This is a genomic window from Cognaticolwellia aestuarii (genome assembly GCF_002000025.1).
GTDB lineage: Bacteria > Pseudomonadota > Gammaproteobacteria > Enterobacterales > Alteromonadaceae > Cognaticolwellia > Cognaticolwellia aestuarii.
In genome coordinates this window covers 283,579-308,506 of the sequence record NZ_MUZV01000004.1, presented here as the reverse complement: position 1 = coordinate 308,506, position 24,928 = coordinate 283,579, and the positions used below count along the sequence as shown (strand labels likewise).

The window sequence follows — 24,928 nt, the reverse complement described above, 5'->3', positions numbered from 1 at the left end:
TTATTTAAAGTTTAAATGTGGCACAAAGTTACATGGACGATGGCTAGCATCAAGCTGTTCAACAATTAATTTATCCCATGCCGTTTTGCAGGCATTAGTTGAGCCCGGTACTGATAAAATAACGGTACTATTTGCCATGCCACCAAAGGCACGAGATTGAATGGTTGAAGTGCCAATTTCTGCTAATGAGATCGTTCTAAACACTTCGCCAAAGCCCTCAATATCTTTATCAAATAAAGGTAATAGTGCTTCAGGGGTATTGTCTCTTGCGGTGAAACCCGTGCCGCCAGTGGTTAAGATCACATGGATACTATCATCAGCAATCCATTTAGATACGACAGCGCGCAATTGATAAACATCGTCTTTTGATATTTCTTTCGCGGCTAAATTATGCCCCGCAGCTTGTAGTCGTTCAGCAAGAGCCTGACCCGAGGTATCGTTATGTTCTTCGCGAGTATCTGAAACAGTTAACACCGCGATATTTAAGGCAACGAAGTCATCGCCACAATGAACAGAAGAAGTACTAGACATGAGATTTCCTTGGTAAAGATAATAAATGTTGCGCCTGTTGCCATTGCTCAGGCGTATTGGTGTTAAATAAACAGTCGCTATTTTTTGGGGTGATGACGTTATGCGGAACTTGATTCAATAAACTGCGTACAGAAGGTCCTGATAAATTTCGCTTATTGATGGTTTTTTCTTTGCCACTAAGTTGATCAGGCATGCTTTTTTTCGCGCTCATTTGCTGTAAAGGTTGTTGAAAAAACTGTTCAACATAGGCGTTAATAGGTAAATATAACGGCAGATAATTATCAGTAAAATAACATGCTTGCTGGCTTAATTCGCCTGCGCGTTTTAATGATGAAAGTTCAGCTGAGGTCATTAAGGGTAAATCAATCGGCAATATTAACAATGCTTGTGGTTTAAATTGACTGATAATACTTTGAATACCGCCTAGTGGTCCCATATCGGCAATGAGATCGTCAACGCCATGTTTACCACCACTGACAATTACCTGTGAACTGCCAGCAGCTTTCAGTAGGTTTTTGCTATAACTGAGCATATCTTGTTGATTGCGTTGCAAGCTGGCCTTATCTTGCCCCATACGAGACGATTTTCCGCCAGCTAACACCACACCTAAACAAGGTTGAAAAACATTACTTACCGCACTCATTAGCCACCCAACATTGCCAAGTTTTTTGTCGCGCCGGTGAGCTTTTCATGTAAAAAATGCGTTTGTTTTTTATCGGTCATCATGTGGCTAATTGCGGCTTTAAGTGGCTCTACATCATCAGTTTGTAAATAATCTTTTAATGATAAACCTTGCTCGGTAAATAAGCATAAGTGTAACTTACCCAGTGAACTCACACGTAAGCGATTACAACTATTACAAAAATCTTTTGAATAAGGCATGATCAAACCAATTTTACCCGCATAATCAGGATGATAAAACTCTTGTGCCGGTCCCGCAGCTTTGTCATTAATAACCGGTAACCAGCCATCTAAAATAAGGTTTTGCTTAATGCGCGAGCCTTGTACGTGTTGTGCATCAAAAAATGCTTGGTTGTCACCAGTTTGCATTAATTCAATAAAACGTAAGGTCACTGGCGTGTCTTTTAGCCAAGCTAAATAACTGGCAATATCGTAACCATTGTACTCACGCATTAATACCGTATTAATTTTAATGTCGGTATTACCTGCAGCGAGTGCCATATCGACACCTTTGAGAATATGATTAAGTTTGTCATGGCCCGTAATAGCATGAAACTGTCGAGGATCTAAACTGTCAATACTAATGTTGATTGCATCAATGCCAGCATCTAACCAAGTAGGTAGATGTTCAGGCAGTTTGAAACCATTACTGGTGATTGCAACTTTTTTAATCCCAGGTGTTTGCTTGCAGGTGGCAATAATTTCAGGTAAGTCTTTACGCAAAGAAGGCTCGCCCCCCGTAATACGAATTTTTTCTGTGCCCATTTGCGAAAATGCTGAGGCTAAACGAGTTATTTCAGGCAGAGTGAGGAATTTTCTATCGTGATCACACTGATAACCGTCAGGTAAACAATAGTTACAACGAAAATTACATACGTCTGTGATCGATAGCCGCAAGTAATAAAACTTGCGTCCGAAGTTGTCTGTTAACATGTCACCTTTCCAATGTCGGGAGGCAAACAAGTTTCCTTGTTAACCCTGGTAAACACAAAATATTATTTTGGTTTACGGCTACAACAGCATATCAGTTGCATCGCAACTCATTTAGCTAAAATAGCTCGGCGAAAAATAGCGTTGTTGAAGTTTTAATTTAAGATAAATAGAAAAATGAAAATTCAACAGGCATTATGATTTATTGTTTTATATCATATAATCACAAGCATAGTATGATTATGATCAATATAACAGATCCTAGTTACGTTATTTAAGTTTCAAAAATAGTGTGATTAATGTTTTTTAATATTGAACAGCCAAATTAAGTTGAAAAAAGCCATTAAGAAGCAAGTCTTAATGTGTTTGGCTACAGAGATAAAATACAATATAAATTGGAAGAATCTATTATGGTCGATTGTTGTTCTGCTCCCGGATTAATGCCTTTTGCTCAAGCGTTAGAAACAATGCTTGCTGCTATTTCTCCTATCACCGAAATTGAAAATATTACCTTATCTGAAGGGTTAGGAAGAGTTTTATCCAGTGATATTACTAGCCCAATTAATGTGCCGCCCCATAATAACTCTGCAATGGATGGCTACGCTTTTGCACAAGATAGTTTAGTTGCCCAAAGACATTTACGTTTAGTGGGTCGCTCAATGGCGGGTCAACCTTACCAAGGTAAGTGTGGTCAAGGTGAATGTATACGTATTATGACAGGCGCTAAGATGCCAGAAGGCTGTGATACCGTAGAAATGCAAGAAAACTGTCAGGTAGAGGGAGAAAATGTTGAATTTTTAGCCCCGAGAAAGAAGGGTGATCATGTTCGTTACGCCGGTGAAGATATTAATCAAGGCCATGTGGTTTTTGCAAAAGGCCGACGTTTATCAGCTATCGATATTGGAGTGTTGGCTTCATTAGGTATTAATGATTTTGAGGTGTTTCGTAAACTTAATGTCGCACTTATTGCCACCGGCGATGAATTAAAAAGTTTAGGTGAGCCGTTAGGTGAAGGCGATATTTATGAAAGTAATAGTTATGCGCTTGCAGGCATGTTGAAAAATCTTAATGTCAATGTGATTGATTTTGGGGTTATTGCTGATGATGAAAATGCTATTAAAACTGCGTTTATACAAGCTGATGAGCAAGCTGATGCCGTTATTTCTTCTGGTGGTGTTTCGGTAGGTGATGCCGATTATACCAAGCTTGTACTTGAGCAAATTGGTGAAATTGCGTTTTGGAAAATTGCCATGAAACCAGGTAAGCCATTTGCTTTTGGTAAACTACCTAATAGCTTGTTTTTTGGTTTGCCGGGCAATCCTGTTTCAGCCATGGTTACGGCCGACTTACTTGCTTTACCAGCCCTTATGAAGCTACAAAATTATCAGCCTACACCGACGATAACACTGAAAGCAAAAACAGTAACAGCGTTAAGAAAATCACCTGGTCGTATGGACTTTCAACGAGGTGTTTTATCTTATGATAATGACGGCGTATTACTGGTTAATAGTACAGGCAGCCAAGGTTCGGGTATTTTAACCAGTATCGCTTCAGCAAATTGCTATATTGTGCTACCAGCAGAGCAAGGCCGAGTATCAGCCGGAGAAACGGTTGATGTGCGTTTATTTGAGCGCTTTTTCTCTTAGCGGTTGAAGAACTAACTTACTGATATATACCCAAGCCACTTGAAAATGCAGTTTCAGCGTTAAGCTAGGAAATCAGCGCAAGGCGATAAAGGGTCATCTCCGGCGTTATTGATTTCGACAATGGAACAACCATTCCTTTCAATCAATGCCTTGGTGCTAACCCTTTTTCGACTTGCACAATCCTGCATTTTCAAGTGGTTTGGGTATAATAAAGAGCTAACGTGTTAACAACAGTATATTTTTTACCTGGTACTATGTGCAATGAGCGTTTGTGGCTGCCTACTTGGCAGTTACTGTGTCAACAATGCCCTGCAGACTCTCAGCTAATCGCTTTAGAGATCCCGAAAACGGGCAGTATGGATGATGTTGTCAATGTTTTGTCTGAGCAAATTGTTGCCGATAACGCCATTTTAGTTGGCTTTTCTTTAGGTGGTTATATTGCTAGTGCAATAGCATTAAAGCTTGGTTCAAAGTTACAGCAACTGTTAATTGTATCTAACTTTCCAAAAGATTTACCGGCAGCTGAAATTAAGCAACGAAAACGTACGATAGATTGGATAAATCAACGAGGTTATTCGGGGTTGCCAAATAAACGTATTAATGACTTGCTACACCCTCAAATTGAACAGTTTAATTTCGCTGGCTATCAAAATATTAAAAACACCATGATCACTATGGATAGGGTGCTTGGTGTTGAAGTCTTATTACATCAATTACGTGTTTCAATGGATCGACCTAATTTATTGCCGTTATTAGGCCAGTTGGCACTTCCCGTTACTTTTCTTGTTGGCGATCATGACGGTTTAGTCGATCTTAGTGTGTTGCGAGCTGAACTTCAGGGGAAAGGTAATATCGTTTTGAAGGAAATTGCGAATACGGGTCATATGTTGCCGCTAGAATCACCGCAGGCGTTAGCATCGACACTGGCTTGCTTTTTAAATAACTAACGCTATTAGCGCTTAATTTATTGCCGTTAATAATAAAGTTGCTTAAAGCTGTGCTTGCTTGCGTGAAAGCGTGTAAAATAGCGACAATTATATTTTACCTTAGGACTTAAACGTTGAGCGACAGCAAATTTTCATCACTTAGCTTACAACCGGCAATTTTAGACAACCTGTCATCACTGGGTTACCACGAGATGACAGAAATACAAGCTAAAAGCCTTCCGGCTATTTTAGCGGGGCAAGATGTGATTGCTCAGGGTAAAACGGGCTCAGGTAAAACCGCCGCCTTTGGTCTTGGACTGTTGAATAAGCTACAAGTTAAAAAGTTTAGAATTCAAACTTTAGTGCTTTGTCCAACACGTGAATTAGCTGATCAAGTAGCGAAAGAAATCAGAAAACTTGCCAGAGCGGTTCACAATATTAAAGTACTAACCTTATGTGGAGGCACGCCTTTTGGCCCTCAAGTGGGTTCTTTAGAGCATGGAGCTCATATTATTGTTGGTACACCTGGTCGCATTGAAGATCACCTCGGTCGTGGCACATTATCATTAGACCATGTTGATACTTTAGTGCTAGATGAAGCCGATCGTATGCTTGATATGGGCTTTCAAGCCGCCCTCGACAACATTATTGATAAAATACCGCAACAAAGACAAACCTTATTGTTTAGTGCTACCTTTGCACAGCAGATTCAAAAAATTGCCAATCGTTATTTAAAAACACCTGCGGTGATCAAAGTTGAATCTAATCACGAAAGTAGCACGATAGCTCAGCACTTTTATCGTGTGGAAAGTGATGAAGAACGCTTAACGGCAATTCGATTATTACTATTAACTCATCAACCTGAATCAAGCGTCATATTTTGTAATACTAAAATCGCTACGCAGAATGTTGCCAATAAATTGGCTGCTTATGGTTTTGGTGTTGTGGCATTACATGGTGATTTAGAGCAAAGAGATAGAGACCAAACTTTAGTACGTTTTGCTAATAAAAGTGCCTCGGTACTGGTTGCTACTGATGTTGCTGCTCGTGGCCTAGACATTGAAGCACTTGATGCGGTGTTCAACTATGATATTGCCCATGATAGTGAAGTGCATATTCACCGTATTGGTCGCACAGGACGTGCTGGCAGCACTGGTTTTGCTTTTTCTTTATTTAGTGACAAAGATCGCTACAAAGTCGGTTTATTAGAAGATTATCTAGAACGCACAATTGAAGGTGAAGAGTTACCAGGTCGTGAAGTATTAGAACGCAATGTTTATTTACCTAAAATGACCACCATTCAAATTGATGGCGGTAAAAAGCAAAAAGTGAGACCAGGTGATATTGTTGGTGCATTGACCAGCGAAAATGGTATTACTTTTGAGCAAGTAGGTAAAATTCAACTTGGGGCTAATTGGGCTTATGTTGCGGTAGAGAAAATGGTGGCCAGAAAAGCACTAAATAAGCTCACTCACGGTAAACTCAAAGGGCGCACTTTTAGAGTAAGAGAATTAAAATAAGCTGTAAATACAATAACGTTAGATGATCAACGAGGTACCCTATTGCTGAGTACCTCTTTGTTGATTGTTCATTACCACTTAAAATTCCACCATATCCGTTAAAACCATCACTCACTCAACTAAAAGTTAAGCTTTATTTTTTCAACGGCTGCAACATCAATAATATTAACACGGCTATCAATGCTGTTTTCTAAGCGAGCGGCGGTTTTATTGGCACCATGCTTTTGTGCAAAAGCGATAATATCGTCGCCATTGCACATGACTTTCATGGCGATAGTTTTATCACGTAGGTTATAAGACTTAACCGTTTTTTTAAATCTAGAGACATTATCGGTTAACGTAGACTTACAAACATCAATAAGAGCATTTTCTATATATTTATCCATGGCATGACTACTAAAACTTAAAGCAGATAACATTACACCAGTGAAAGCTGCGGCTGCTAACAATTTTGAACTTTTCATTTTATTCTCCAATTAAACGTTAATGGCTATTTGAAAACAATAGCGAGTTGTTACCTCTTAATAGTGAGCTAAATATGATAAAAAGTTGTAAGCAAGCGCTGACTGAATGTAAGTATTAAACATAAGTGGAAATAGCAAATTTCGAGGGTAATTTATTGTTTATATTTAATAAAGCTAACTTGATAACATAGCTTTTCGACATTAATTTTTACATCTATTCATCCTTCTAGACATCTTGGAGCACACTAAGGGGATATATCGTGCGACGAACTGCCATTAAACCGAGCTATGAGCTAACAATTTCTGGTAATTTATAATAATCAGGGTATGATACTGGGATTATGTACAGTCACTACTTATGTGGTTTTAAGACATAATGACTATGATTCGAATTTGGTAAACAGTGATATAAGGGATAACAATGGCAGTTGAAAGTCGATTTGTCGTGATAAGACAAGGTGTGGAGGTAGAAACATTCATGGATAAAAAAGCCGCAGATGAATACGATAAAATGCTTGATATGGCAGATAGTTTATCTGAAATGTTTGAACAAGCACCTGTCGAACTTTCTGAAAGTGTCCGTGAAGAATTAAGTGTATATTTAGCGCAGAACCGCGAAGATGTCTTGATTGCTTTACAAGCGAAAAAAGCTAAAGCCGTTGTCAATAAAGCAGCTAAAAATATCGATACGACCAAAGTAAGCGAGCCACCAGCAATAGAAAAGGTAAAAAAAGCAAAAGTAGCTAATGCAAAAGCTAGCGGTAAAGCTAAAGTTGAAAAGTCTTAAATCTGGCTTGTTCGTTATTAGCCTGTTTAGCTAAGGCCTAATTTTATAGCTAAGGCCTAATTTTATAGCTAAGGCTTAGCTATAAAAATGTTATGATCGAGAAACTAGCTTATTGTGGGGCGTTTTGGAATATCAATTGATCCGTAGCTCGCGAAGAAAAACTATTGCTTTGCAGGTAAGCAACGCACAAGTTATTGTTAGGGCACCAACGTTTGTTAAAACCGCTTATATTGAAAGATTAATTCAAGCTAAGTTACAGTGGTTAGAGCAAAAAGTAGCAGAGCAAAAGCAAAAATCACGATCAACTCCTCATTTTACTTTACAGTTTGTTGGTGAAAAACTAACCAACAATCCAACCGTGTATATTGATGGCGTACCACATAGTATCAATATTGAGTTTGGGCGTAAGCATGTGCTGCATAATGTTAGTAGGCAAAGCCTGACTGTTGTGCTGACTGAAAGCTATCGTCAGGGTGATCTAAACTCAGCTGCGACTCTAGCGAAAGTAAAGTCGCAAATAGACTGTTGGTTTAAAGCACACATCGAAAATTATATTGCACAAAATCTAATGATATTTTCCAAGCAATTAGCACTTAAACCTACGGCTTTTAAAGTCAGAAAATATAAGGCGCGTTGGGGAAGCTGTAACAATCGTGGTGAGCTCAGTTTTAATTACTTACTGAAAATGTTGCCTAGCTGGGTGATTGACTACGTGATAATTCATGAACTATGTCACCTTAAGCATATGAATCATTCGACAAAATTTTGGCAATTAGTTGCCACCCACTGTCCTGAATATCAATTAGCTAAAAATTGGCTATCAGCGCATCAACCTTACTTACGGTGGTAAGTATTGCCGGCTAGTCCTTGTCTAGCAATGAATTCTTGTCATATCCTCCGATAAAATCCATATAGTTTTTAACGAGTTGGCATGAGAAATGCTAATTGTTTCCTGCTTTTTATTTACGCTAAAAAGCCTTATTAATTATTATATTTGAGCGCAAATTCAGTTATTAGTTTTGCGCAATCAATCGGTTTAATTGGTATATAAAGGAGATAAATATGAAACTCACTCGTTATAGCTGGAAAGCAAGCATCATTTATTTTTTATCTGCGGCAATGTCATTAGGCATTATCGATTTACTGTTAAGTTTATAGTTTTAGCCTAAAAACCTAGATTAAGCGCCAATGCTATTTATCTTTTAAAATTGCATTTTCGTACTAAATAGGTCGCAGGATAATGGCATTTATCTGCACTTATACCTAATTAAGTTGAAAAAAACGTCACTTTTCTTAATATTAGTAATTAACAGCAGCACAAAATTAGGGTAAATTAACCGCTAATAAAAAAAATAATAAAGGATTAGTATCAAATGAGTACAAACGTTCTTATTTGTGATGACTCTAACTTAGCTAGAAAGCAAGTATTTAGAAGCCTTCCCGAAAGTTTATCTACTGATGTGCAATTAGCCAAAAATGGTCAAGAAGCACTCGATATTTTACGCGATAAAAAAATTGATATTTTATTTCTCGATCTAACTATGCCGGTTATAGATGGTTTAGGGGTTTTACAGGCATTAAAAGATGACAATATTGAATTAGCGGTATTTGTTATTTCTGCCGATGTTCAGCCCGAAATGCAAAGCCGAGTCATGGACTTAGGCGCAAAAGCATTTCTACGTAAACCAGTACAATTAGATATCTTAAATGAAAATTTGAAAACTCATGGTTTTTTATGAACGCATTTGATTTAACTGAAGATCAGCAAGATTGTTTGCAAGAGTTGATTAATGTTGCAATGGGGCAAGCAAGTGATCAGCTTGCGCGTTATTTAGATACTTTTGTCTATTTGAAAGTGCCTAAAATTGAACAAGTCAAGTCTGAACAATTGCTTGTTACGCTTAATCAAGACTTAAAAGCAACGGCGGTAGTTAGCCAGGGTTTTTTTGGTTACGAAGGCATCCGTGGTGAAGCACTTTTGATGTACCAACCACAAGACTCAAATCGTTTAGCAGATTTGCTAGGTTATGAAGCCGATGAGTTGACTTTTGATGAGCAAATTATCGATCTAAGTTCTATTTTAACGACCACATTTTTGAATGTTTTTGCGAGTCAAATAGACAATCAGATGTCATATAGTGCGCCTAGGTTACTTTCGCCTAACCTTGGTGCTGTCACGCAACACCTTCAGCAGCAAGCATTTAATTGGGATTTAGCGTTAAAAGTGCGTATCAGTTATCAAGTAACTGATTACTCTTTTAATTGTGATATGGTTTTATTAATCCCAGAGCAAGCCATTATTAATATTAAAACCGTTATTGACCGTATATTAGAAGAGTTTTAATTATGTTAGATGCGCTTTATCATAATATTACCAACCGGTTAAATACTGGAATTTTGATTCTCGATAGTGATTTTAATATTGTTATGTGGAATCGATTTTTAGAAGTACATGCCAATAAAAAAGACAACAATGTTATTGGTAAAAGTATTTTTACTGTTTTTCCTGAATTACCTAAAAAGTGGTTTGAACGAAAGCTCTCTAGCGTTATTCAGTTAAAAAACCAATCTTTTTGTGGTTGGGAACAACGCCATCACCTGTTTGAACTTTCTCATTCCCGTCCGATAACCACAGATAGTCATTTTATGGCGCAAAATTGCACATTTTTACCTGTTGAGGTTGAAGGTGAAGTTAAGCACGTTTGTCTCTTAATCGAAGATGTTACTGATGTTTGTCATTATCAAACGCAACTGAATAAAGCCCTAGAAGATTTAGCGCTATCTAACCGTATTGATGGCTTAACACAAGCGTTTAACCGTAAACACTGGGAAGAATGTTTAGCCAGTGAATTCTCACGCGCACGTCGTTATAATTATGACCTTGCGTTAGTGATGCTAGATTTAGATCAATTTAAGTTATTGAATGACACTTTTGGTCATCAAGGTGGCGATAAAGTGCTTATTGACACCGCAAAGTCTGTCAATGATTTACTGCGTATGGGCGATATGTTTGGTCGCTATGGCGGCGAAGAATTTGCCGTAATATTACCCAATACTGATTTAGTCGGTGCAGAAGAAGTAGCTGAGCGTATCCGCCAAACAATTGCTAGCAATACCGTTGATTACCAAGGGCGCAGCATTAATGTCACCGTCAGTATTGGCGTTGCAGTGATTGAGGCCGAAGATACTCGCTATGAAGATCTCATTAGCAATGCTGATATTGCCTTGTATGAAGCTAAGTCAAACGGGCGTAACCGCGTTTGTCTAGCCAAACAATGCCCAACTAAAGAAACCATCGTTGCCTGAATATTTTTATCAAATATTCAATATTCTGATATTTTATACATAAATTAGTTTGTTTTATTCATAAAAAGCAGTTGACAGAAAAAAACATATCAGGCACTTTATATCCTATGAATATTTTATCTAGCCGAATTATTATTATTACCACTACCACCCTCACCGGGATGGTGGTCATTGGCTGACGTGTAAAATTTATCTATTTTATCAAGCCCGTGACCTTTAGGTTACGGGCTTTTTTTGTTTCTAGGGAGTAAAAATGCGTGTATTAAAATTTGGTGGTTCTTCTTTAGCTACAGGCCAGCGTTTTATTGAAGTAGCTAATATCATCAAAAATAAAAGCCAGTCGTCTCGCCTTGCTGTTGTGGTTTCTGCGCCTCAAGGTGTTACTAACCACCTTGTTGCTATGGCAGAAAATATTTCTGATGAAGATAAACTAAAAAGCGATCTACTGCATTTTAAACACGCGATTGAGAATATTATTGAAGACTTATCGGCAAGACTCCCTAAATTTTGCCCGCAACATAGTGAACAAATTTTAGCTCATTGGGAGCAGCAATTAAGTCGATATTTACACGGCGCCACTTTATTGTCATTTTGTCCAGAGCATGTGCGTGCGCGTATTATCAGTATTGGTGAACGCTTAAGCGTAGCATTGCTGCAGTCGGTATTAGCTGCTGACGAATACCAGGTAAGCGTGATTGAACCGGAGCGTTTTTTACGTACTAATGATGTTGCTATGAATGCAGTGGCAGACTTAGTGTTATGTAAAGACACTTTTCAGGATGTTTATAGTGATCTAAATGCTATTGCACTTATGCCTGGTTTTATTGGCGTTGATAGCTTGGGTAATATTACTACGTTAGGACGTAATGGCTCAGATTATTCCGCTGCGGTATTAGCGGTATGTAGTGAAGCCGAATATTGTGAAATTTGGACGGATGTTGATGGGGTTTATAACGCGGATCCTCGCTTGATCAAAGAAGCTAAGTTATTAGATTACTTGTCTTATCAAGAGGCTATGGAGCTTTCTTATTTTGGTGCGAGTGTTTTACATCCTAAAACCATTGGGCCGATTGCTCAACATCATATCCCTTGCTTAATCAAAAATACTGGCAATCCTGATGCGCCGGGCACTTTAATTGCTAATGAAAATGATCAAAGTAAACGTGTGAAAGCAATTTCAAACCTTGATGATCTGACTATGGTCAATGTTTCAGGCCCAGGTATGAAAGGTATGGTGGGTATGGCGAGTCGTGTTTTCGCTACTATGAGTCGTGAAAAAATCTCTTTAATACTTATTAGTCAGTCTTCAAGTGAATACTGTATCAGTTTTTGTATTTACTCATCTGATGCCGATAAAGCTGAGCAGAGTTTACAAGAAGAATTCGAATTAGAATTACTAAATGGTTTATTAGAGCCGTTAACACTAACGCATCAATTATCTATTGTGTCGTTAGTTGGCGATGGTATGCATCATCAACAAGGAGTGGCAGCGAAGTTTTTTGGCTCGCTAGCACAAGCGCGAGTTAATGTGGTTGCCATTGCGCAAGACTCTTCAGAACGCAGTATTTCAGTGGTTATTGAAAGTAGAAAATGCACTGATGCCATGAAAGTAAGTCATCAAAACTTTTTTTCTCACAAGCAAACTATTGATGTGTTTTTGGTTGGTTGCGGTGTGGTTGGTAGTGAATTGCTGACACAAGTTGCCCGTCAACAAGCCAAGCTTAAAGCCGATAATATTTCATTAAAAGTTTATGGCTTAGCTAATAGCAAAGGCATGGTATTCAATTGTGAAGGAATTGATGTAGCTCATTGGCAAGATAATTTAACTCAGCAAGCTGTGCCAGTTACGGTTGAAAATATTAAGCAATTTGTTCGAGAAAACCATTTAATTAACCCCGTTTTGGTTGATTGTACATCTAATGAAGCGCTGGCTTTGCAATATGTTGATTATTTAGAAGCTGGCTTTAATGTGGTAACGCCAAATAAGAAAGCGAATACTGATTCATGGCAGTACTACCAAGCTTTGAGAGCTGCGGCACAAAAAACTAACCGCCGATTTTTATATGAAACTACTGTTGGTGCGGGTTTACCGGTTATTGATACTTTACAGAATTTGTTAAAAGCTGGTGACGAATTACAACGGTTTGAAGGGGTATTGTCGGGCTCATTATCTTATATTTTTGGTAAGCTTGATGAAGGTATGAGCTTATCTCAAGCAACAGCCTTAGCCAAAGAGCAAGGTTTTACTGAGCCTGATCCTCGTGATGATCTTAGTGGTATGGACGTCGCACGCAAATTGTTAATCATGGCCCGAGAAGCCGGTTTACCACTTGAGTTAAATGATATTGAAATTGAACCAGTATTAGCCGATACATTTGATGCCAGTGGTGATGTTGCAACCTTTATGGCTAATTTGCCATCACTAGATCAGGCTTTTTCTCAACGAATTAATGCCGCTAAAGCTGAAGGCAAAGTATTAAGATATATTGGTAACATTGTTGACGGAAAGTGTCAGGTTGCTATCGAAGCGGTCGGAAAAGATCACCCACTATATAGTATTAAAGATGGTGAAAATGCGTTAGCCGTTCATAGTCGATATTACCAACCATTACCTTTCGTTTTACGCGGTTACGGTGCCGGTGCCGCGGTTACTGCTGCCGGTGTTTTCGGTGACTTATTAAGAACTTTAGCATGGGAGCAACAACACTAATGAGTGTTTCTGTATTTGCGCCAGCATCAATAGGCAATGTAAATGTTGGTTTTGATGTGTTAGGCCTAGCTGTTAAGCCAATTGATGGCACATTATTAGGTGATGTTGTTACCGTAAAGCAAAGCCATGATGGCGACCAATTAGTGGTAACCGGCAACTTTGCCAAAAAATTACCGGGTGATGTTAAAGACAATATTGTGTGGCACTGTTTGCTGTTATTTAATCAACAATTAGTGGCACATAAGCAAGCTGTTGTTGCGGTTGAGTTAACTTTAGATAAACGTATGCCGGTTGGAAGTGGTTTAGGCTCTAGTGCTTGCTCAGTTGTTGCGGCAATTGCGGGTTTAAATGCTTTTTATCAAAAGTACCATGAATTTAGCTTTTCTGAGCTGGCATTATTAAAAATGATGGGGCAAATGGAAGCAAAAATTAGTGGCAGCTTACACTATGATAATGTTGCGCCATGCTTTTTGGGAGGTATGCAATTAATGGTACCTGATCATGAAATTATTACTCGTGATTTACCGCAGTTTGATGATTGTTATTACGTTATGGCCTATCCCGGTATTGAAGTATCGACTAAAGCCGCTAGAGATATTCTGCCAAGTGACTACTCACGAGCAGACTTAATTAGCTTTGGACAGAACCTAGCGACATTCGTTGATGCTTGTCATCGCAGTGATAAAGCACAAGCTTTTGCTGTAATGCAGGATATAGTGGCTGAACCATATCGTCAGTCAATTTTACCTGGTTATAGCGCAGCTGCCAGTCACTTAAGAGCACAAGGGTGTTTAGCTGTTGGTATTTCTGGCTCAGGGCCAACACTTTTTTGTGTTACTGATGATGCAGTAAAAGCTGAAAATTTTGCCAACTGGTTAACAGAAAATTATTTGCAAACATCAGCTGACGGAACGACAGATGGTTTCGTGCATGTTTGCCAAGTTGATAGTCAAGGTGCGATAAGCTTACCTTAGAGAATTATTCGAACGTTTGGTCTGTTGGCTACAAGTCACAAGATAAACCAATATAGGAATTGAGTGTGAAATTTTATAATTTAAAAGAAAATGATCAACAAGTTAGTTTTGCTGGTGCAGTGAAGCAAGGCCTAGGACGTAATCAAGGCTTGTTTTTTCCAGAAACCTTGCCCCGCTTTGATAACATTGAAGCTTTACTTGCGCTGCCATTAGTTGAACGTAGTGTTAAAGTGCTTTATCCATTTGTCAGTGATGATCTGACTGAAGCGCAACTGACTGATATTGTTACCGAGGCTTTTAATTTTCCGGCTCAAATACAGCCAATCAGTGAAAATAGGGCGATTCTAGAGTTATTTCATGGTCCAACCTTAGCCTTTAAGGATTTTGGCGCACGCTTTATGGCTAAGTGTTTACAAGCTTTTAGTGAAGGCAAAAAAATTACGATATTAACGGCTACTTCAGGCGATACCGGGGCTGCTGTTGCTCATGCTTTTCATGGTATTGATAATATTGATGTTGTTATTTTATATCCTAAAGGCAAAATTAGTTTGCTACAGGAGAAAATGTTCACGACCTTAGGCGGTAATATTCGCACTATTGCAGTTGAAGGTACTTTTGATGACTGTCAGGCGCTTGTTAAGCAGTCTTTTGATGATCAAGAGCTTAAAGAAACTATTGGCTTAAACTCAGCAAACTCAATTAACATCAGTCGATTGTTAGCACAAATTTGCTATTACTTTGAAGCAGTTGCTCAGCTTTATCGTCAAAAAGGTGCCGACGCTCTTAATGAAGTGGTATTCTCTATTCCTAGCGGCAATTTTGGTAATTTAACCGCAGGCTTATTTGCCAAGGCATTAGGTTTACCGATCAAACGTTTTATTGCCGCAACGAATGCTAATGACACTGTACCGCGGTATTTGCAAACAGGTGAATGGTCACCACACGACACTGTAGCAACGATTTCTAATGCTATGGATGTAAGTAACCCAAATAACTGGCCACGTGTTGAACATATGCTAAAAGCGGGTTTAGTTGACAAGGATTGTGTGAGTTCAGTCTCCATTGATGAAGAGCAAACACAAATGACCATGATCCAACTAGCAAAGCTTGGCTACATTAGTGAACCTCATGCTGCTGTTGCTTATCGAGCATTACAATATAATGCCCTTGATAGCGAGTTTGGTGTGTTTTTAGGTACCGCACATCCGGCTAAATTTAAAGACGTTGTTGAAAGCACATTAGGACAACCGATCGGCTTGCCAAAAGAGCTAGCAGACTGTGCCAGCGAAACCATTTTATCGACGACAAGCTCGACTGACTTTGCAGAACTTAGAGCCTACCTACTTGCTTAGTATCAACGTTGAACTTAGCACTATCGCACTAATTTCAAGTGCGATGAGTGCTTGATGTGGTACTAACATCACAATAAACAAAAGGTAGTTTTTACTGCCTTTTTTTGTATCCGAAATAGCGATGATAAACCGAGCTTGTCTGAAATGGTGCAATGAAATAGCGATGAATGAACGCTAAAATATTCAACTTAGCTTGTTAGGGTATTACGATGATGACATGCACATAGGCAATGCCGCATAATATAGAAAATATACCGCAGATATGCCAAAATTATTGAATAAGAGCCGTGTTATGAATAAGTTAAAACCCCAGTGGCAAAAAATTATTGCCACTGAGCAACAACAAAGCTACTACCAAAAACTCTCTGAAGAACTTGCTCAGCAACGCAGCAATGGCGAGGTTATATTCCCCAACGAAGCTGATGTTTTTAGCGCATTTTCAACCGTAGACTTACCTGATGTAAAAGTGGTTATTTTAGGGCAAGACCCTTATCACGGTTTAGGTGCTAATGGGCAATCACAAGCGCATGGTTTAGCGTTTTCTGTACGAAAAGGCATTAAAATTCCTCCCTCATTGGTCAATATATACAAAGAATTAACGCAAGATATTGCCGATTTTAAAACCCCATCGCATGGCCACTTAATGGCATGGGCAGAGCAAGGGGTGTTGTTGCTCAATACCGTACTCACGGTAAAGCAAGCACAGGCACATTCGCATGCAAAATTAGGTTGGGAAACCTTTACTGATAAAATTATTGCTGAAATAAATCAACGTAATGAAGGTTGTGTATTTTTACTCTGGGGCAGTCATGCGCAAAAGAAAGGTAAGAACATCAATCAGCAAAAGCATTTAGTCTTAGCAGGCCCGCATCCATCGCCATTGTCAGCTTACCGAGGATTTTTTGGTTGCCAACACTTTTCAAAGGCAAATCACTGGCTGGAAGCACAAAATAAAAACGCGATAAATTGGCAGATTGGTGAGTAGTTAAACTTTGTTATGAGCCGAGCTATTGAGGCCATAAATTACGATTCACTATCTTCGTATGACAACCCATAATGATTGATAGTAGTCTCATTTATGGGCAAAGGCATATAGTCTAGTACGCTTTCTGAAAAAACGAATTTTCAGTGATAATGCTTGAGATTTAATCAGTAAAATTTAGCATCACTTTGTGCGCATTGCGGAAGTTACGAGTGACTCAATCAATACTTTAGCTTTTAGCCAAAAGCTGACATTAGGTTTTTGAGAGCCCAGATTAGGGCCAAAGCGATTTCAACTAAATTAACTGCTTGTTTGTGGAAGTTCATTACTGCCTGTGAGCAGTCTACCTTATAGCGCTAACTATTCTAGATTATAGTCATTAGAAGGTTGCGTTTAAAATACATTTTGGATTAGGATTTTTTAGCGATAGTACCTTAGAGAAGTCCGTTATATTCACTAATTTCCTATCCTATAATTCGAAATATGAATCTACAGCTCAACTAACTTCTCCTTTGCGAAAGCTGATATAAGCGCCCCTAAATTAGATGACAGAAAAATCAGCTTAAGCCGTAATTGATTTTTAATGTAGGCTACATTGAAAATTTTTAAACTTTACTGAGAGTAAAATCATCACAACCGTTAAAGTTTATTTTTCCTGTTAAGCTTCTTTTGTTAGAGCTTAGTGACCCATGAAAACCAACGGAAGAATATCCTTTAAGTTGTTTTTTCCAAGCTCTCGGTTGAAAAAGAATTAAGCCATCTTCAGTAACATCGCCTATGATTGTATAAATTCCGGTACCTTCACTTTTATAAAAAGTAAAGCTACCCACTAATATTTCTCCGAATTCTGATAGTTCGATTTCAAAATCAGTCAAAATCTCACACATGTACTTCCCTTTCCATTTACCGACCAATGCTAATTTGTTTTTATGTACCTTTTGTTCTTTCTTTTTAGCCAACTCAATCCGCTGCTGAGCTTCTTTTTCCTTTTCGGCTTTCAGTTTAGCTTCTCTTTCTTTCTTGGCCTGTAGCATCTCTTCTTGTCGTGACACTAGCGATTTTTCACCAGGGGAGCCTGAAATTACAAAATTAGTTGTCCCCCAATTCGTTAGGCTTTTTCCAGTAGGGAGTGGTTGGATGTCAATGTTGTCAACACTTACTTGCCACTTATCCAAAGCTAATTTTGAGTTTGTTGTGCCAAATATTTCATAGTCGGTGTTTTTATCACTGGTTTTACTCAGTACATCTTTTCCAAGGATTTTGTATTCGATTTTGTATAAATTTTCAGTTAAAGTAACTGTCCCTCGAAAACGAGTGGCGTATTTTGGTTCGACTTCATTGCCTAAATTCTGTTGAACATCAATTTTCAATTCTTTTAAAATGAATTTATTTGGTAACTTAAATTTTATAGCATCGCTAATATCGTTTACATTAGGTTCAGACGTTGATTGTAAGCACCCCGTCAATGCAATAATTAATGCAAAACTGCAAAATATTTTGCTTGTAAAATTTCCCATATTTAATTTCCTTATTTGATTTAAGTTATTGATTTTTAATATACGCCATTGGTTTTATAGCATTTTATTGCACAAACATTCAAGTTAAAGAGTTTTCTCACTTTACCATTTAGAAAAGAAATATATATGTCGGTAATTAGTATAATAAAGTGCTATCTCAGTCTTTCGTAGTGCATGGGCGTATAGCCAGTTATTTTGTTGGTTATCGTGGTGAATATAGTTCAAAATCTAATGGACACTAAATACAGTGTAAATATCTATCGATGTAAACGTCCGCTTTCGTATCAAAGTGAACACAAAACAGGGGGGGACTCGTAAATTTAGATCGCTTTATGACAAAAGTGTTGATTAGAAAGCAATCTTATTTAGTGATTGGTCGTCTCAGCCATTAATGAAGCTCCACTCGTTGCTCTGAAATTCAGTATTATTTCCATCGAAAAAATAGCGTATTTGAGAAAAATATTTCATTTGATGTGTATTGTTAAAATTTATTTTCATTTCTGATTTTAAAACAACCAGTGATTAAATTTAAATTTCATTAATAAATGGTAATTTAGGTTTTATTTGCTATTAAATGGCTTTGGTTGGTTTTATATTTTAAAAATAATCAATAATGCTAATATACTTTTATTCTAAAACGTTAAGGGTATACGGTATGTCATTGGAAAATTATTTTTTACCTTTTCGGCAGGAAAATAAAGGACACCCTTTTGAAGTAAGCACACCGTCAAAATAAAGGACACCCTTTTGAAGTAAGCACACAATATGACAAAAAAATTCAACCTCAACTAGGTTAAGGATATTTTTGTTCTCGTTTCTTAGTAATAAGGCAGTTTTTTACATAATAGTCTCTAGAATAGTGTTTTGAGGCGAATTTATGCCAGCGTGAGCTATAAAGCTATGTTTTAGGAGTAGCATGCTTAGAAAGTTGATGTTAATTGCTTTTACGCAAATAGCTTATTGCAATGACTTAAATTCTGTCGTCGTTTGAAGTGTTGATGCTCGCAAAATTCAGTTAACGCCGCTTCTCGGCCAACCGCACCATGAAATTGTGTTCTAAATTCGGTGGTAATAATCAACCAGTGCGCTGCTGATATATTTAAGCGTTTGAGTATTTCTGGTTGGCTTTGTTCGATATAACCATGTTTATCTTCACGGATACTGCGCCCAGTTATATCAATGAGTTGCAAATAGTCTGTTAGGTCAAACGGCAGGCCTTTGGGTCTATCTTCTCTCGGGTTGCCAACAAAAGGCAATAGTGTGTGGGGTTGGTTGCTGATGTTGTCGGTTTGACCGGCTTTGTGACGGGGTTTCTCACTGGCTTTTGCTTGCTCACAGCGCAGTTTAACGCTGGTGTGGTTTGATGTTTCGGGTGTGTCTGCAATATTGGCGCGAACAGGGTTTAAGTCAACATACGCCATACAAGCCACTAGTGCTGTTTCATCCAACAGTGCTTGGGATTTAAAGCGTGCTTCCCAAAACCGGCCTTTGCAATCGTCTTCTTGATTCGCCTGACGTGCTATTTTTTCATTGATTTCACGCATAAACCAACTGATATCCATAAGGCGTTGGCGGTATATATCAGCTGTTGTATTGACGATATAAAGTAATGGCTCTGCGAGCGTATCGCCATTGAGGTATTGCTGCGTTAATAGCGTGCCTTTGTGTAAACGATGCCAACGTTCAAGTACCTCATTCATGCTCCATTGTTTGGCTTTTTCTTCATCAACAAATAATATCACATGATAATGGTTACTCATTACCGCATAAGCGCACATTTCAACAGCAAAAACAGTGGTGAGGAAGTGCAGTTTTTCTTCTATCCAACCGCGTCGATGTTCAAAGCTTTGGCCTGAGTGCTTATCTTCACCACATAAAAAGGCACGCCTGACACAACGTGTCATACAGTGATAATAAGGTGTATCCACTAAACTGATTTGTTGCTTTCTGGGGCTAGCCATCACGCATCTGATATAAATGAGAAAAGGTCATTTGAGCTTAGTCTACAGGTTCGGTTTATTCAATTTGGGATGGGTGTCCTGTTAATTTATAATATCAACACATACAGCAATCCAAGTCGTAATTAATGCTGCTCGATATGCTCCTATTCTGTAGGAGGCTATTGCCTCATTTAAATAGTTCTTTGAGTGAGAATTTCTAACTTTCTGGAGAAGTTCGTCTAAATTACTTAAATGTTGTTTCAAGTTATTATCCTTAATTTCTTAATGATGCACCAAACTAGGTGAAATGCATAACGCCTAAATAACAGGCAAAAAATAGTTGGCTAAAATAAGCGACGAAGGAGCAAAAGCCAAATGTTTTTTGTCCTTGTTGATTTTCTTGTTAGGGCTTGGTTATGTGCCAAACATTTCCGATATAACTTTTTAAGCGGCAATAATTTTCCCACAAGACAGTAAATTCATTACTAAATACACTCATAGCCAACACCACCAAAGAATTATTGCTGGCTTGTTTTTTGCTTCCATGTCATCGCATCTGTCGATTTTATATTTAATAAGGAAATTTTCATGCACATAAATAATAATGCTCAAGCAAATCAAATTTATCAAATGCAAAATATAGCTTCTAATACTTCGGAACACGCATCGGGCACTACTATTCAGAATAAAACAACAACAAAAACCGATACAGTGAGTATAAGCAATGCAGGTTTTAATGCCAAAAGTAATTGGCAGAAAATTGCCGATGAGTATGATGTTAAAAATATATCACAAAACGAAATAGGCAGTATGGTTTCAAGTCTAACTGACAATAAATTAATATCTTCAACAGATGGCTTATACTTAATGGCACCTACTAGTATGAATCAAGATCCAGAAGTTAAATATGATTTATTAGCATCTATGCGTAAAAGACTAGCTTCAGCTATAGCAAATGGAAGCTCTCCTGAGCATATTAAAAACACAGAAAGTGCCCTTAACATTATAGAAGAACTAAAAGCACTATCAAACTAGATAAAAAAGAACTAAAGAGCAGCAAATTCCACGCAATTAAGAGCCCTAACGCTTACATAAGCGGAAAATTATAGTTGGCTATAATGTTTGAGGAACGAAAAACAGCCAACTGTAATTTTTCCGTTTGATGTTCTTGTTAGCTGTTTTGTTGGAAACAGTCCGCACTTCTTGCACATGAAGATTTAATACCTAACTCTTCATGATATTCAGTCATGATGTAAAACATAATTAAAAATATAAATGCAGATACAAAAAATAAAACGAAGTGCTTACTAGAAAAACCTCTACGCCAAGCCCCATTTACAAACTTAGTAAAATGCTTAAATGCAAAGATAAAAGCAATGATTGCAATAATAAAGGGAATCATTCCCAGAAAACTCATACTCTACCTTAAACAGCTAACAGCTTATTATGAGGAAATAATCCTTGTTTAAACAAGGAAAAAATCCTTCTTTCATATTTTTATGATAATCAAAACATACCTGATTTATTCACTACCTACAATAAGTTACTAATAAAACATCTCGTTATGCCAAAGACATAAACGAGAATATTTCCTTTTTATTGGATGAAAGCAGGAAACCACACAAAACTGTATAAATAAACAGTTAAATTATTAACGTAAAAAAATAAATAAGAATAAATGTATTAACTCTCTTTTTCTTACCCATATTAAAGAGCAGATGTGGACATAAAGATATGCAAAACACACTATCGAGTTTTATTTATATTGGATAAAAGTGTTTATCATTTTTAATAAAAGAAATAAAAGAAATAAAAGGAGGCAATGTCGACTTAAGCAATAAGCACCAAAGTAAGCTGTATTTCACTGATTATAAAGAGCCAAGAAAACCTGCGGGGTCAGGTTCGTTGAAATGTGAGCAATGTTGTTTACCTCATTAGCGTCTGATATTTTGAATTCATTTAAGTCTTATTTGTCGGATCACTTGTCGCTAGAAAGGCAAGGCCAACGTCTGCTTTCATATCAAAGTGAACACAAAACAGAGGGGACTTGTAAATTTAGCTCGCTTTATGACAAAAGTGTTTATTAGCAAGCAATCTTATTTAGTGATTGCTCGTCTCAGCCATTAATGAAGATCCACTCGTTGCTCTGATCCTCAGCATTGTTTTCACCTAAAAAGCAGGGTATTTGAGAAAAATATTTCATTTGATGTGTATTGTTAAAATTTATTTTCATTTCTGATTTTAAAACAACTAGTGATTAAATTTAAATTTCATTAAATAATGGTAGTTTAGGTTTTATTTGCTATTAAATGGCTTTTGTTGGTTTTATATTTTAAAAATAATTAATAATGCTAATATACTTTTATTCTAAAACGTTAAGGGTATACGGTATGTCATTGGAAAATTATTTTTTACCTTTTCGGCAGCACATTATTGGGCAAAACCTACAACATAAAATCAATGGTAAAACGCTTGATATTATTTATGCCGATTGGACTGCGAGTGGCCGACTCTATCAACCGATTGAAGATTATTTAACCAATGAACTTGGGCCCTATGTTGCTAACACGCATACCGAGACGAATTTAACGGGTAGTGCCATGACCCATGCTTATCATGATGCTCAGCATATAATAAAGCGCCATGTAAATGCTTGTGATAATGATATTTTGATCACCGCTGGCGCAGGTATGACGGCTGTGGTGAATAAATTTCAACGTATTTTAGGTTTACGTATTCCTGAGCGTATGCAGTCACAAGTGGCATTTTCTGAAAATGAAAGGCCGGTGGTTTTTATTACCCATATGGAACATCACTCTAATCAAACATCTTGGTATGAGTGTGATGTAACGTTGGAAATTGTCGAGCCAGATAGCCATGGTTTACCCTCGTTAGAGCACTTAGCTATTTTGTTAGAAAAATATCAAGACAGAGAGCTGAAAATTGGCTCATTCTCGGCTTGTTCAAATGTTACAGGTATAAAAACACCGTATTATCAGTTGGCTGAAATTATGCATCAGCATGGTGGTTTGTGTTTTATAGATTTTGCCGCATCTGCTCCTTACGTTGATATCAATATGCACCCAAGTAACCCGAAGCAAGCATTAGACGCTATTTACTTTTCGCCGCACAAGTTTTTAGGTGGTCCAGGTAGTTCGGGAGTTTTAGTGTTTAATAAGGCGTTGTACAAAAATAAAGTGCCAGATCATCCGGGAGGCGGTACGGTTACCTGGACTAACCCTTGGGGAAAACACAGTTTTTTTAACAATATTGAGATGCGTGAAGATGGTGGCACGCCAGGCTTTTTACAGTGTATTAAAGCCGCTTTAGCGATTAAATTAAAAGACGCTATGGGGGTAGATAAAATTCAACAACGTGAGGCTGAAATAACAAATTATGTGATGGAGGCATTAGCGCAAAATGAGCAGGTTGTTATGCTTGAGCCTACACTGCGAGATCGATTAGCGATTGTTTCGTTTTACATACCGGGAGCGCATTATAACTTAGTGGTGCGGCTGCTTAATGATAAATTTGGTGTGCAAACTCGCGGAGGTTGTTCATGTGCAGGTACTTACGGGCATATTTTATTAAATGTTGATCAAGATACTTCTTCGAAAATAACTCAGCAAATTGATTTAGGTGATTTTGCCGAAAAGCCCGGTTGGATACGAGCTTCATTTCACCCAACCAGCTCTGATGAAGAAGTTGCTTATGTCGTGGAAGCAATTAATAAAGTAACCGAGAACTTGGCGCTTTGGAGTAAAGATTATCGTTTTAACCCTGCTTCTGGCGATTATGAACATTATAATCTTGATGTTGAATTTCCAAGCTTGGCGTGTTTTCATGCTCTACCAATCATTTCGCCGGAAACGAATGACAATGAAACGGGCGTCAATAAGGTCAATCCTGCTGCTGTGTTACGAAAACTGTTTGGTTAATTGCTCTATTAAGCTGGCTGCAAAGCTTATGTTGCAGTCAGCTATCATCTTTGAGGTTTTGGCTAATCAAATAGCACCATCATTTCTGCAGCTTCGCAGTGACAATCATTATGGCATATTGGGCACTCATAACCTGCTAAGCTAAGTTCACGCCAGCGATCAGGATGATTTTTTATTAAAATGCCACCACATTTAGTAAAATATTTTACCGCACTATTGCCTGGGCTTTGTTTCCATAAATGGCTGACGCCAGCGCTTGCCCCTTGTAACTTTGCTGCGGCAATTGAGCGTTTTAAAAGTTCACCACCAATACCATGACCACGATAATTTTCATCAACCGTGTTGCATTTAAAATAGCAAACCTGATCAGCCGCTACTGGCCATAAGTCTGGTGAGCACCATTGGTCAATTTGCCATTGCTGAACAGCATAAGTAATACGAAACCCAACTAAATGTTGTTCATGATAAACCACGAAGCCGGCGTTGATTGCATTTTTAAGCCCTTTATCATACCAGGCTTGCATACTGGCTTGATCAAGATAACCTTCGCCGTGAACGTCAGTGGCTAAACGAATAATATTGTCGAAATCTGAAGGGGTTAATTGTTGATAGTTAAGAGTTATGCTCATGAGGTTATTTTGATTGTGTTTGATATTGCAGTATTGTACTGTTTTTTTTGCGATACTTTAAGCGCCTACGTTCTTAATATAACATCAGATTTTGG

21 protein-coding genes and 1 riboswitch are annotated in these 24,928 nt (G+C 37.9%); of the genes, 14 read left to right on the top strand and 7 right to left on the bottom strand.

All coding sequences use genetic code 11. From position 1 onward, the window contains the following. From moaB to moaA, 3 genes are all read right to left on the bottom strand, one after another. Positions 1-531 (bottom strand): molybdenum cofactor biosynthesis protein B, encoded by a 531-nt coding sequence (gene moaB / locus B0169_RS08330; protein WP_077285492.1) that lies wholly within the window; start codon positions 529-531, stop codon positions 1-3. Next, complete coding sequence (mobA, locus tag B0169_RS08325) at positions 524-1,174, bottom strand: molybdenum cofactor guanylyltransferase (RefSeq protein ID WP_077285491.1); 651 nt, start codon at positions 1,172-1,174, stop codon at positions 524-526. Before mobA ends, moaB begins: the two co-directional genes overlap by 8 nt. Continuing rightward, positions 1,174-2,145, bottom strand: coding sequence for a GTP 3',8-cyclase MoaA (moaA, locus tag B0169_RS08320; protein ID WP_077285490.1), 972 nt, complete (start codon positions 2,143-2,145; stop codon positions 1,174-1,176). Before moaA ends, mobA begins: the two co-directional genes overlap by 1 nt. Beyond that, positions 2,131-2,288: riboswitch (molybdenum cofactor riboswitch) on the bottom strand. Its footprint overlaps the gene before it by 15 nt. Before the next feature lie 264 nt (positions 2,289-2,552). Between moaA and moeA the strand changes: the two genes are divergently transcribed. The 3 genes from moeA (at position 2,553) to dbpA (ending at position 6,234) form a co-directional block, all read left to right on the top strand. Next, positions 2,553-3,788, top strand: a complete 1,236-nt coding sequence (gene moeA, locus B0169_RS08315) for a molybdopterin molybdotransferase MoeA (RefSeq protein ID WP_077285584.1) — start codon at positions 2,553-2,555, stop codon at positions 3,786-3,788. Between the two features lie 221 nt (positions 3,789-4,009). Next, a complete protein-coding gene (locus tag B0169_RS08310; protein ID WP_085328664.1) occupies positions 4,010-4,735 on the top strand; it encodes an alpha/beta fold hydrolase in 726 nt (241 codons plus the stop codon). A gap of 113 nt (positions 4,736-4,848) precedes the next feature. Next, positions 4,849-6,234 (top strand): ATP-dependent RNA helicase DbpA, encoded by a 1,386-nt coding sequence (gene dbpA / locus B0169_RS08305; protein ID WP_077285488.1) that lies wholly within the window; start codon positions 4,849-4,851, stop codon positions 6,232-6,234. Between the two features lie 119 nt (positions 6,235-6,353). Here the strand turns inward: dbpA and B0169_RS08300 are convergent, their stop codons facing one another. After that, complete coding sequence (locus tag B0169_RS08300) at positions 6,354-6,698, bottom strand: DUF3718 domain-containing protein (RefSeq protein WP_077285487.1); 345 nt, start codon at positions 6,696-6,698, stop codon at positions 6,354-6,356. A 421-nt stretch (positions 6,699-7,119) separates the two neighbouring features. Between B0169_RS08300 and B0169_RS08295 the strand changes: the two genes are divergently transcribed. From B0169_RS08295 to ung, 9 genes are all read left to right on the top strand, one after another. After that, the gene (locus B0169_RS08295) at positions 7,120-7,485 is read left to right on the top strand and encodes a YebG family protein (RefSeq protein WP_077285486.1); all 366 of its coding nucleotides are present in this window, start codon (positions 7,120-7,122) and stop codon (positions 7,483-7,485) included. Between the two features lie 136 nt (positions 7,486-7,621). After that, complete coding sequence (locus B0169_RS08290) at positions 7,622-8,335, top strand: M48 family metallopeptidase (protein ID WP_158077065.1); 714 nt, start codon at positions 7,622-7,624, stop codon at positions 8,333-8,335. Positions 8,336-8,858: 523 nt separating this feature from the next. Further along, on the top strand, positions 8,859-9,224 hold the full coding sequence (locus tag B0169_RS08285; protein ID WP_077285484.1) for a response regulator: 366 nt from the start codon (positions 8,859-8,861) through the stop codon (positions 9,222-9,224). Continuing rightward, positions 9,221-9,829: a chemotaxis protein gene (locus tag B0169_RS08280; RefSeq protein WP_077285483.1), complete on the top strand. Its 609-nt coding sequence runs from the start codon at positions 9,221-9,223 to the stop codon at positions 9,827-9,829. Before B0169_RS08285 ends, B0169_RS08280 begins: the two co-directional genes overlap by 4 nt. A 2-nt stretch (positions 9,830-9,831) precedes the next feature. Continuing rightward, positions 9,832-10,791, top strand: coding sequence for a sensor domain-containing diguanylate cyclase (locus B0169_RS08275; protein WP_077285482.1), 960 nt, complete (start codon positions 9,832-9,834; stop codon positions 10,789-10,791). A gap of 253 nt (positions 10,792-11,044) precedes the next feature. Then, entirely contained in the window at positions 11,045-13,501 is a 2,457-nt protein-coding gene (thrA, locus tag B0169_RS08270; RefSeq protein WP_077285481.1) for a bifunctional aspartate kinase/homoserine dehydrogenase I, read from the top strand. Continuing rightward, entirely contained in the window at positions 13,501-14,475 is a 975-nt protein-coding gene (gene thrB, locus B0169_RS08265) for a homoserine kinase (protein WP_077285480.1), read from the top strand. Before thrA ends, thrB begins: the two co-directional genes overlap by 1 nt. Positions 14,476-14,540: 65 nt before the next feature. Next, positions 14,541-15,827 (top strand): threonine synthase, encoded by a 1,287-nt coding sequence (thrC, locus tag B0169_RS08260; RefSeq protein ID WP_077285479.1) that lies wholly within the window; start codon positions 14,541-14,543, stop codon positions 15,825-15,827. 292 nt (positions 15,828-16,119) lie between these two features. Further along, a complete protein-coding gene (ung, locus tag B0169_RS08255) occupies positions 16,120-16,812 on the top strand; it encodes a uracil-DNA glycosylase (RefSeq protein WP_077285583.1) in 693 nt (230 codons plus the stop codon). A gap of 602 nt (positions 16,813-17,414) precedes the next feature. On the opposite strand, the gene B0169_RS08250 is transcribed toward ung, so the two are convergent. Continuing rightward, positions 17,415-18,326 carry a cell envelope integrity TolA family protein gene (locus B0169_RS08250; RefSeq protein WP_077285478.1) on the bottom strand — a complete coding sequence of 304 codons (912 nt, stop codon included), beginning with the start codon at positions 18,324-18,326 and terminating at the stop codon, positions 17,415-17,417. A 944-nt stretch (positions 18,327-19,270) separates the two neighbouring features. Continuing rightward, entirely contained in the window at positions 19,271-20,287 is a 1,017-nt protein-coding gene (locus B0169_RS08245) for a transposase (protein ID WP_077285477.1), read from the bottom strand. A 567-nt stretch (positions 20,288-20,854) separates the two neighbouring features. Between B0169_RS08245 and B0169_RS08240 the strand changes: the two genes are divergently transcribed. Next, positions 20,855-21,301: a hypothetical protein gene (locus tag B0169_RS08240; protein WP_077285476.1), complete on the top strand. Its 447-nt coding sequence runs from the start codon at positions 20,855-20,857 to the stop codon at positions 21,299-21,301. A 1,355-nt stretch (positions 21,302-22,656) separates the two neighbouring features. Beyond that, positions 22,657-24,204 (top strand): aminotransferase class V-fold PLP-dependent enzyme, encoded by a 1,548-nt coding sequence (locus tag B0169_RS08230; protein ID WP_077285474.1) that lies wholly within the window; start codon positions 22,657-22,659, stop codon positions 24,202-24,204. Between the two features lie 62 nt (positions 24,205-24,266). On the opposite strand, the gene B0169_RS08225 is transcribed toward B0169_RS08230, so the two are convergent. Then, the gene (locus B0169_RS08225) at positions 24,267-24,833 is read right to left on the bottom strand and encodes a GNAT family N-acetyltransferase (protein WP_077285473.1); all 567 of its coding nucleotides are present in this window, start codon (positions 24,831-24,833) and stop codon (positions 24,267-24,269) included. Between the last annotated feature and the right edge of the window lie 95 nt (positions 24,834-24,928).

What these genes read in the sequence shown, in the direction of transcription:
- moaB (WP_077285492.1), bottom strand. Translation starts at nt 531, where the DNA reads ATGTCTAGTACTTCTTCTGTTCATTGTGGCGATGACTTCGTTGCCTTA.
- mobA (WP_077285491.1), bottom strand. Translation starts at nt 1,174, where the DNA reads ATGAGTGCGGTAAGTAATGTTTTTCAACCTTGTTTAGGTGTGGTGTTA.
- moaA (WP_077285490.1), bottom strand. Translation starts at nt 2,145, where the DNA reads ATGTTAACAGACAACTTCGGACGCAAGTTTTATTACTTGCGGCTATCG.
- moeA (WP_077285584.1), top strand. Translation starts at nt 2,553, where the DNA reads ATGGTCGATTGTTGTTCTGCTCCCGGATTAATGCCTTTTGCTCAAGCG.
- B0169_RS08300 (WP_077285487.1), bottom strand. Translation starts at nt 6,698, where the DNA reads ATGAAAAGTTCAAAATTGTTAGCAGCCGCAGCTTTCACTGGTGTAATG.
- B0169_RS08295 (WP_077285486.1), top strand. Translation starts at nt 7,120, where the DNA reads ATGGCAGTTGAAAGTCGATTTGTCGTGATAAGACAAGGTGTGGAGGTA.
- B0169_RS08285 (WP_077285484.1), top strand. Translation starts at nt 8,859, where the DNA reads ATGAGTACAAACGTTCTTATTTGTGATGACTCTAACTTAGCTAGAAAG.
- B0169_RS08280 (WP_077285483.1), top strand. Translation starts at nt 9,221, where the DNA reads ATGAACGCATTTGATTTAACTGAAGATCAGCAAGATTGTTTGCAAGAG.
- B0169_RS08275 (WP_077285482.1), top strand. Translation starts at nt 9,832, where the DNA reads ATGTTAGATGCGCTTTATCATAATATTACCAACCGGTTAAATACTGGA.
- thrA (WP_077285481.1), top strand. Translation starts at nt 11,045, where the DNA reads ATGCGTGTATTAAAATTTGGTGGTTCTTCTTTAGCTACAGGCCAGCGT.
- thrB (WP_077285480.1), top strand. Translation starts at nt 13,501, where the DNA reads ATGAGTGTTTCTGTATTTGCGCCAGCATCAATAGGCAATGTAAATGTT.
- ung (WP_077285583.1), top strand. Translation starts at nt 16,120, where the DNA reads ATGAATAAGTTAAAACCCCAGTGGCAAAAAATTATTGCCACTGAGCAA.
- B0169_RS08250 (WP_077285478.1), bottom strand. Translation starts at nt 18,326, where the DNA reads ATGGGAAATTTTACAAGCAAAATATTTTGCAGTTTTGCATTAATTATT.
- B0169_RS08245 (WP_077285477.1), bottom strand. Translation starts at nt 20,287, where the DNA reads ATGGCTAGCCCCAGAAAGCAACAAATCAGTTTAGTGGATACACCTTAT.
- B0169_RS08240 (WP_077285476.1), top strand. Translation starts at nt 20,855, where the DNA reads ATGCACATAAATAATAATGCTCAAGCAAATCAAATTTATCAAATGCAA.
- B0169_RS08230 (WP_077285474.1), top strand. Translation starts at nt 22,657, where the DNA reads ATGTCATTGGAAAATTATTTTTTACCTTTTCGGCAGCACATTATTGGG.
- B0169_RS08225 (WP_077285473.1), bottom strand. Translation starts at nt 24,833, where the DNA reads ATGAGCATAACTCTTAACTATCAACAATTAACCCCTTCAGATTTCGAC.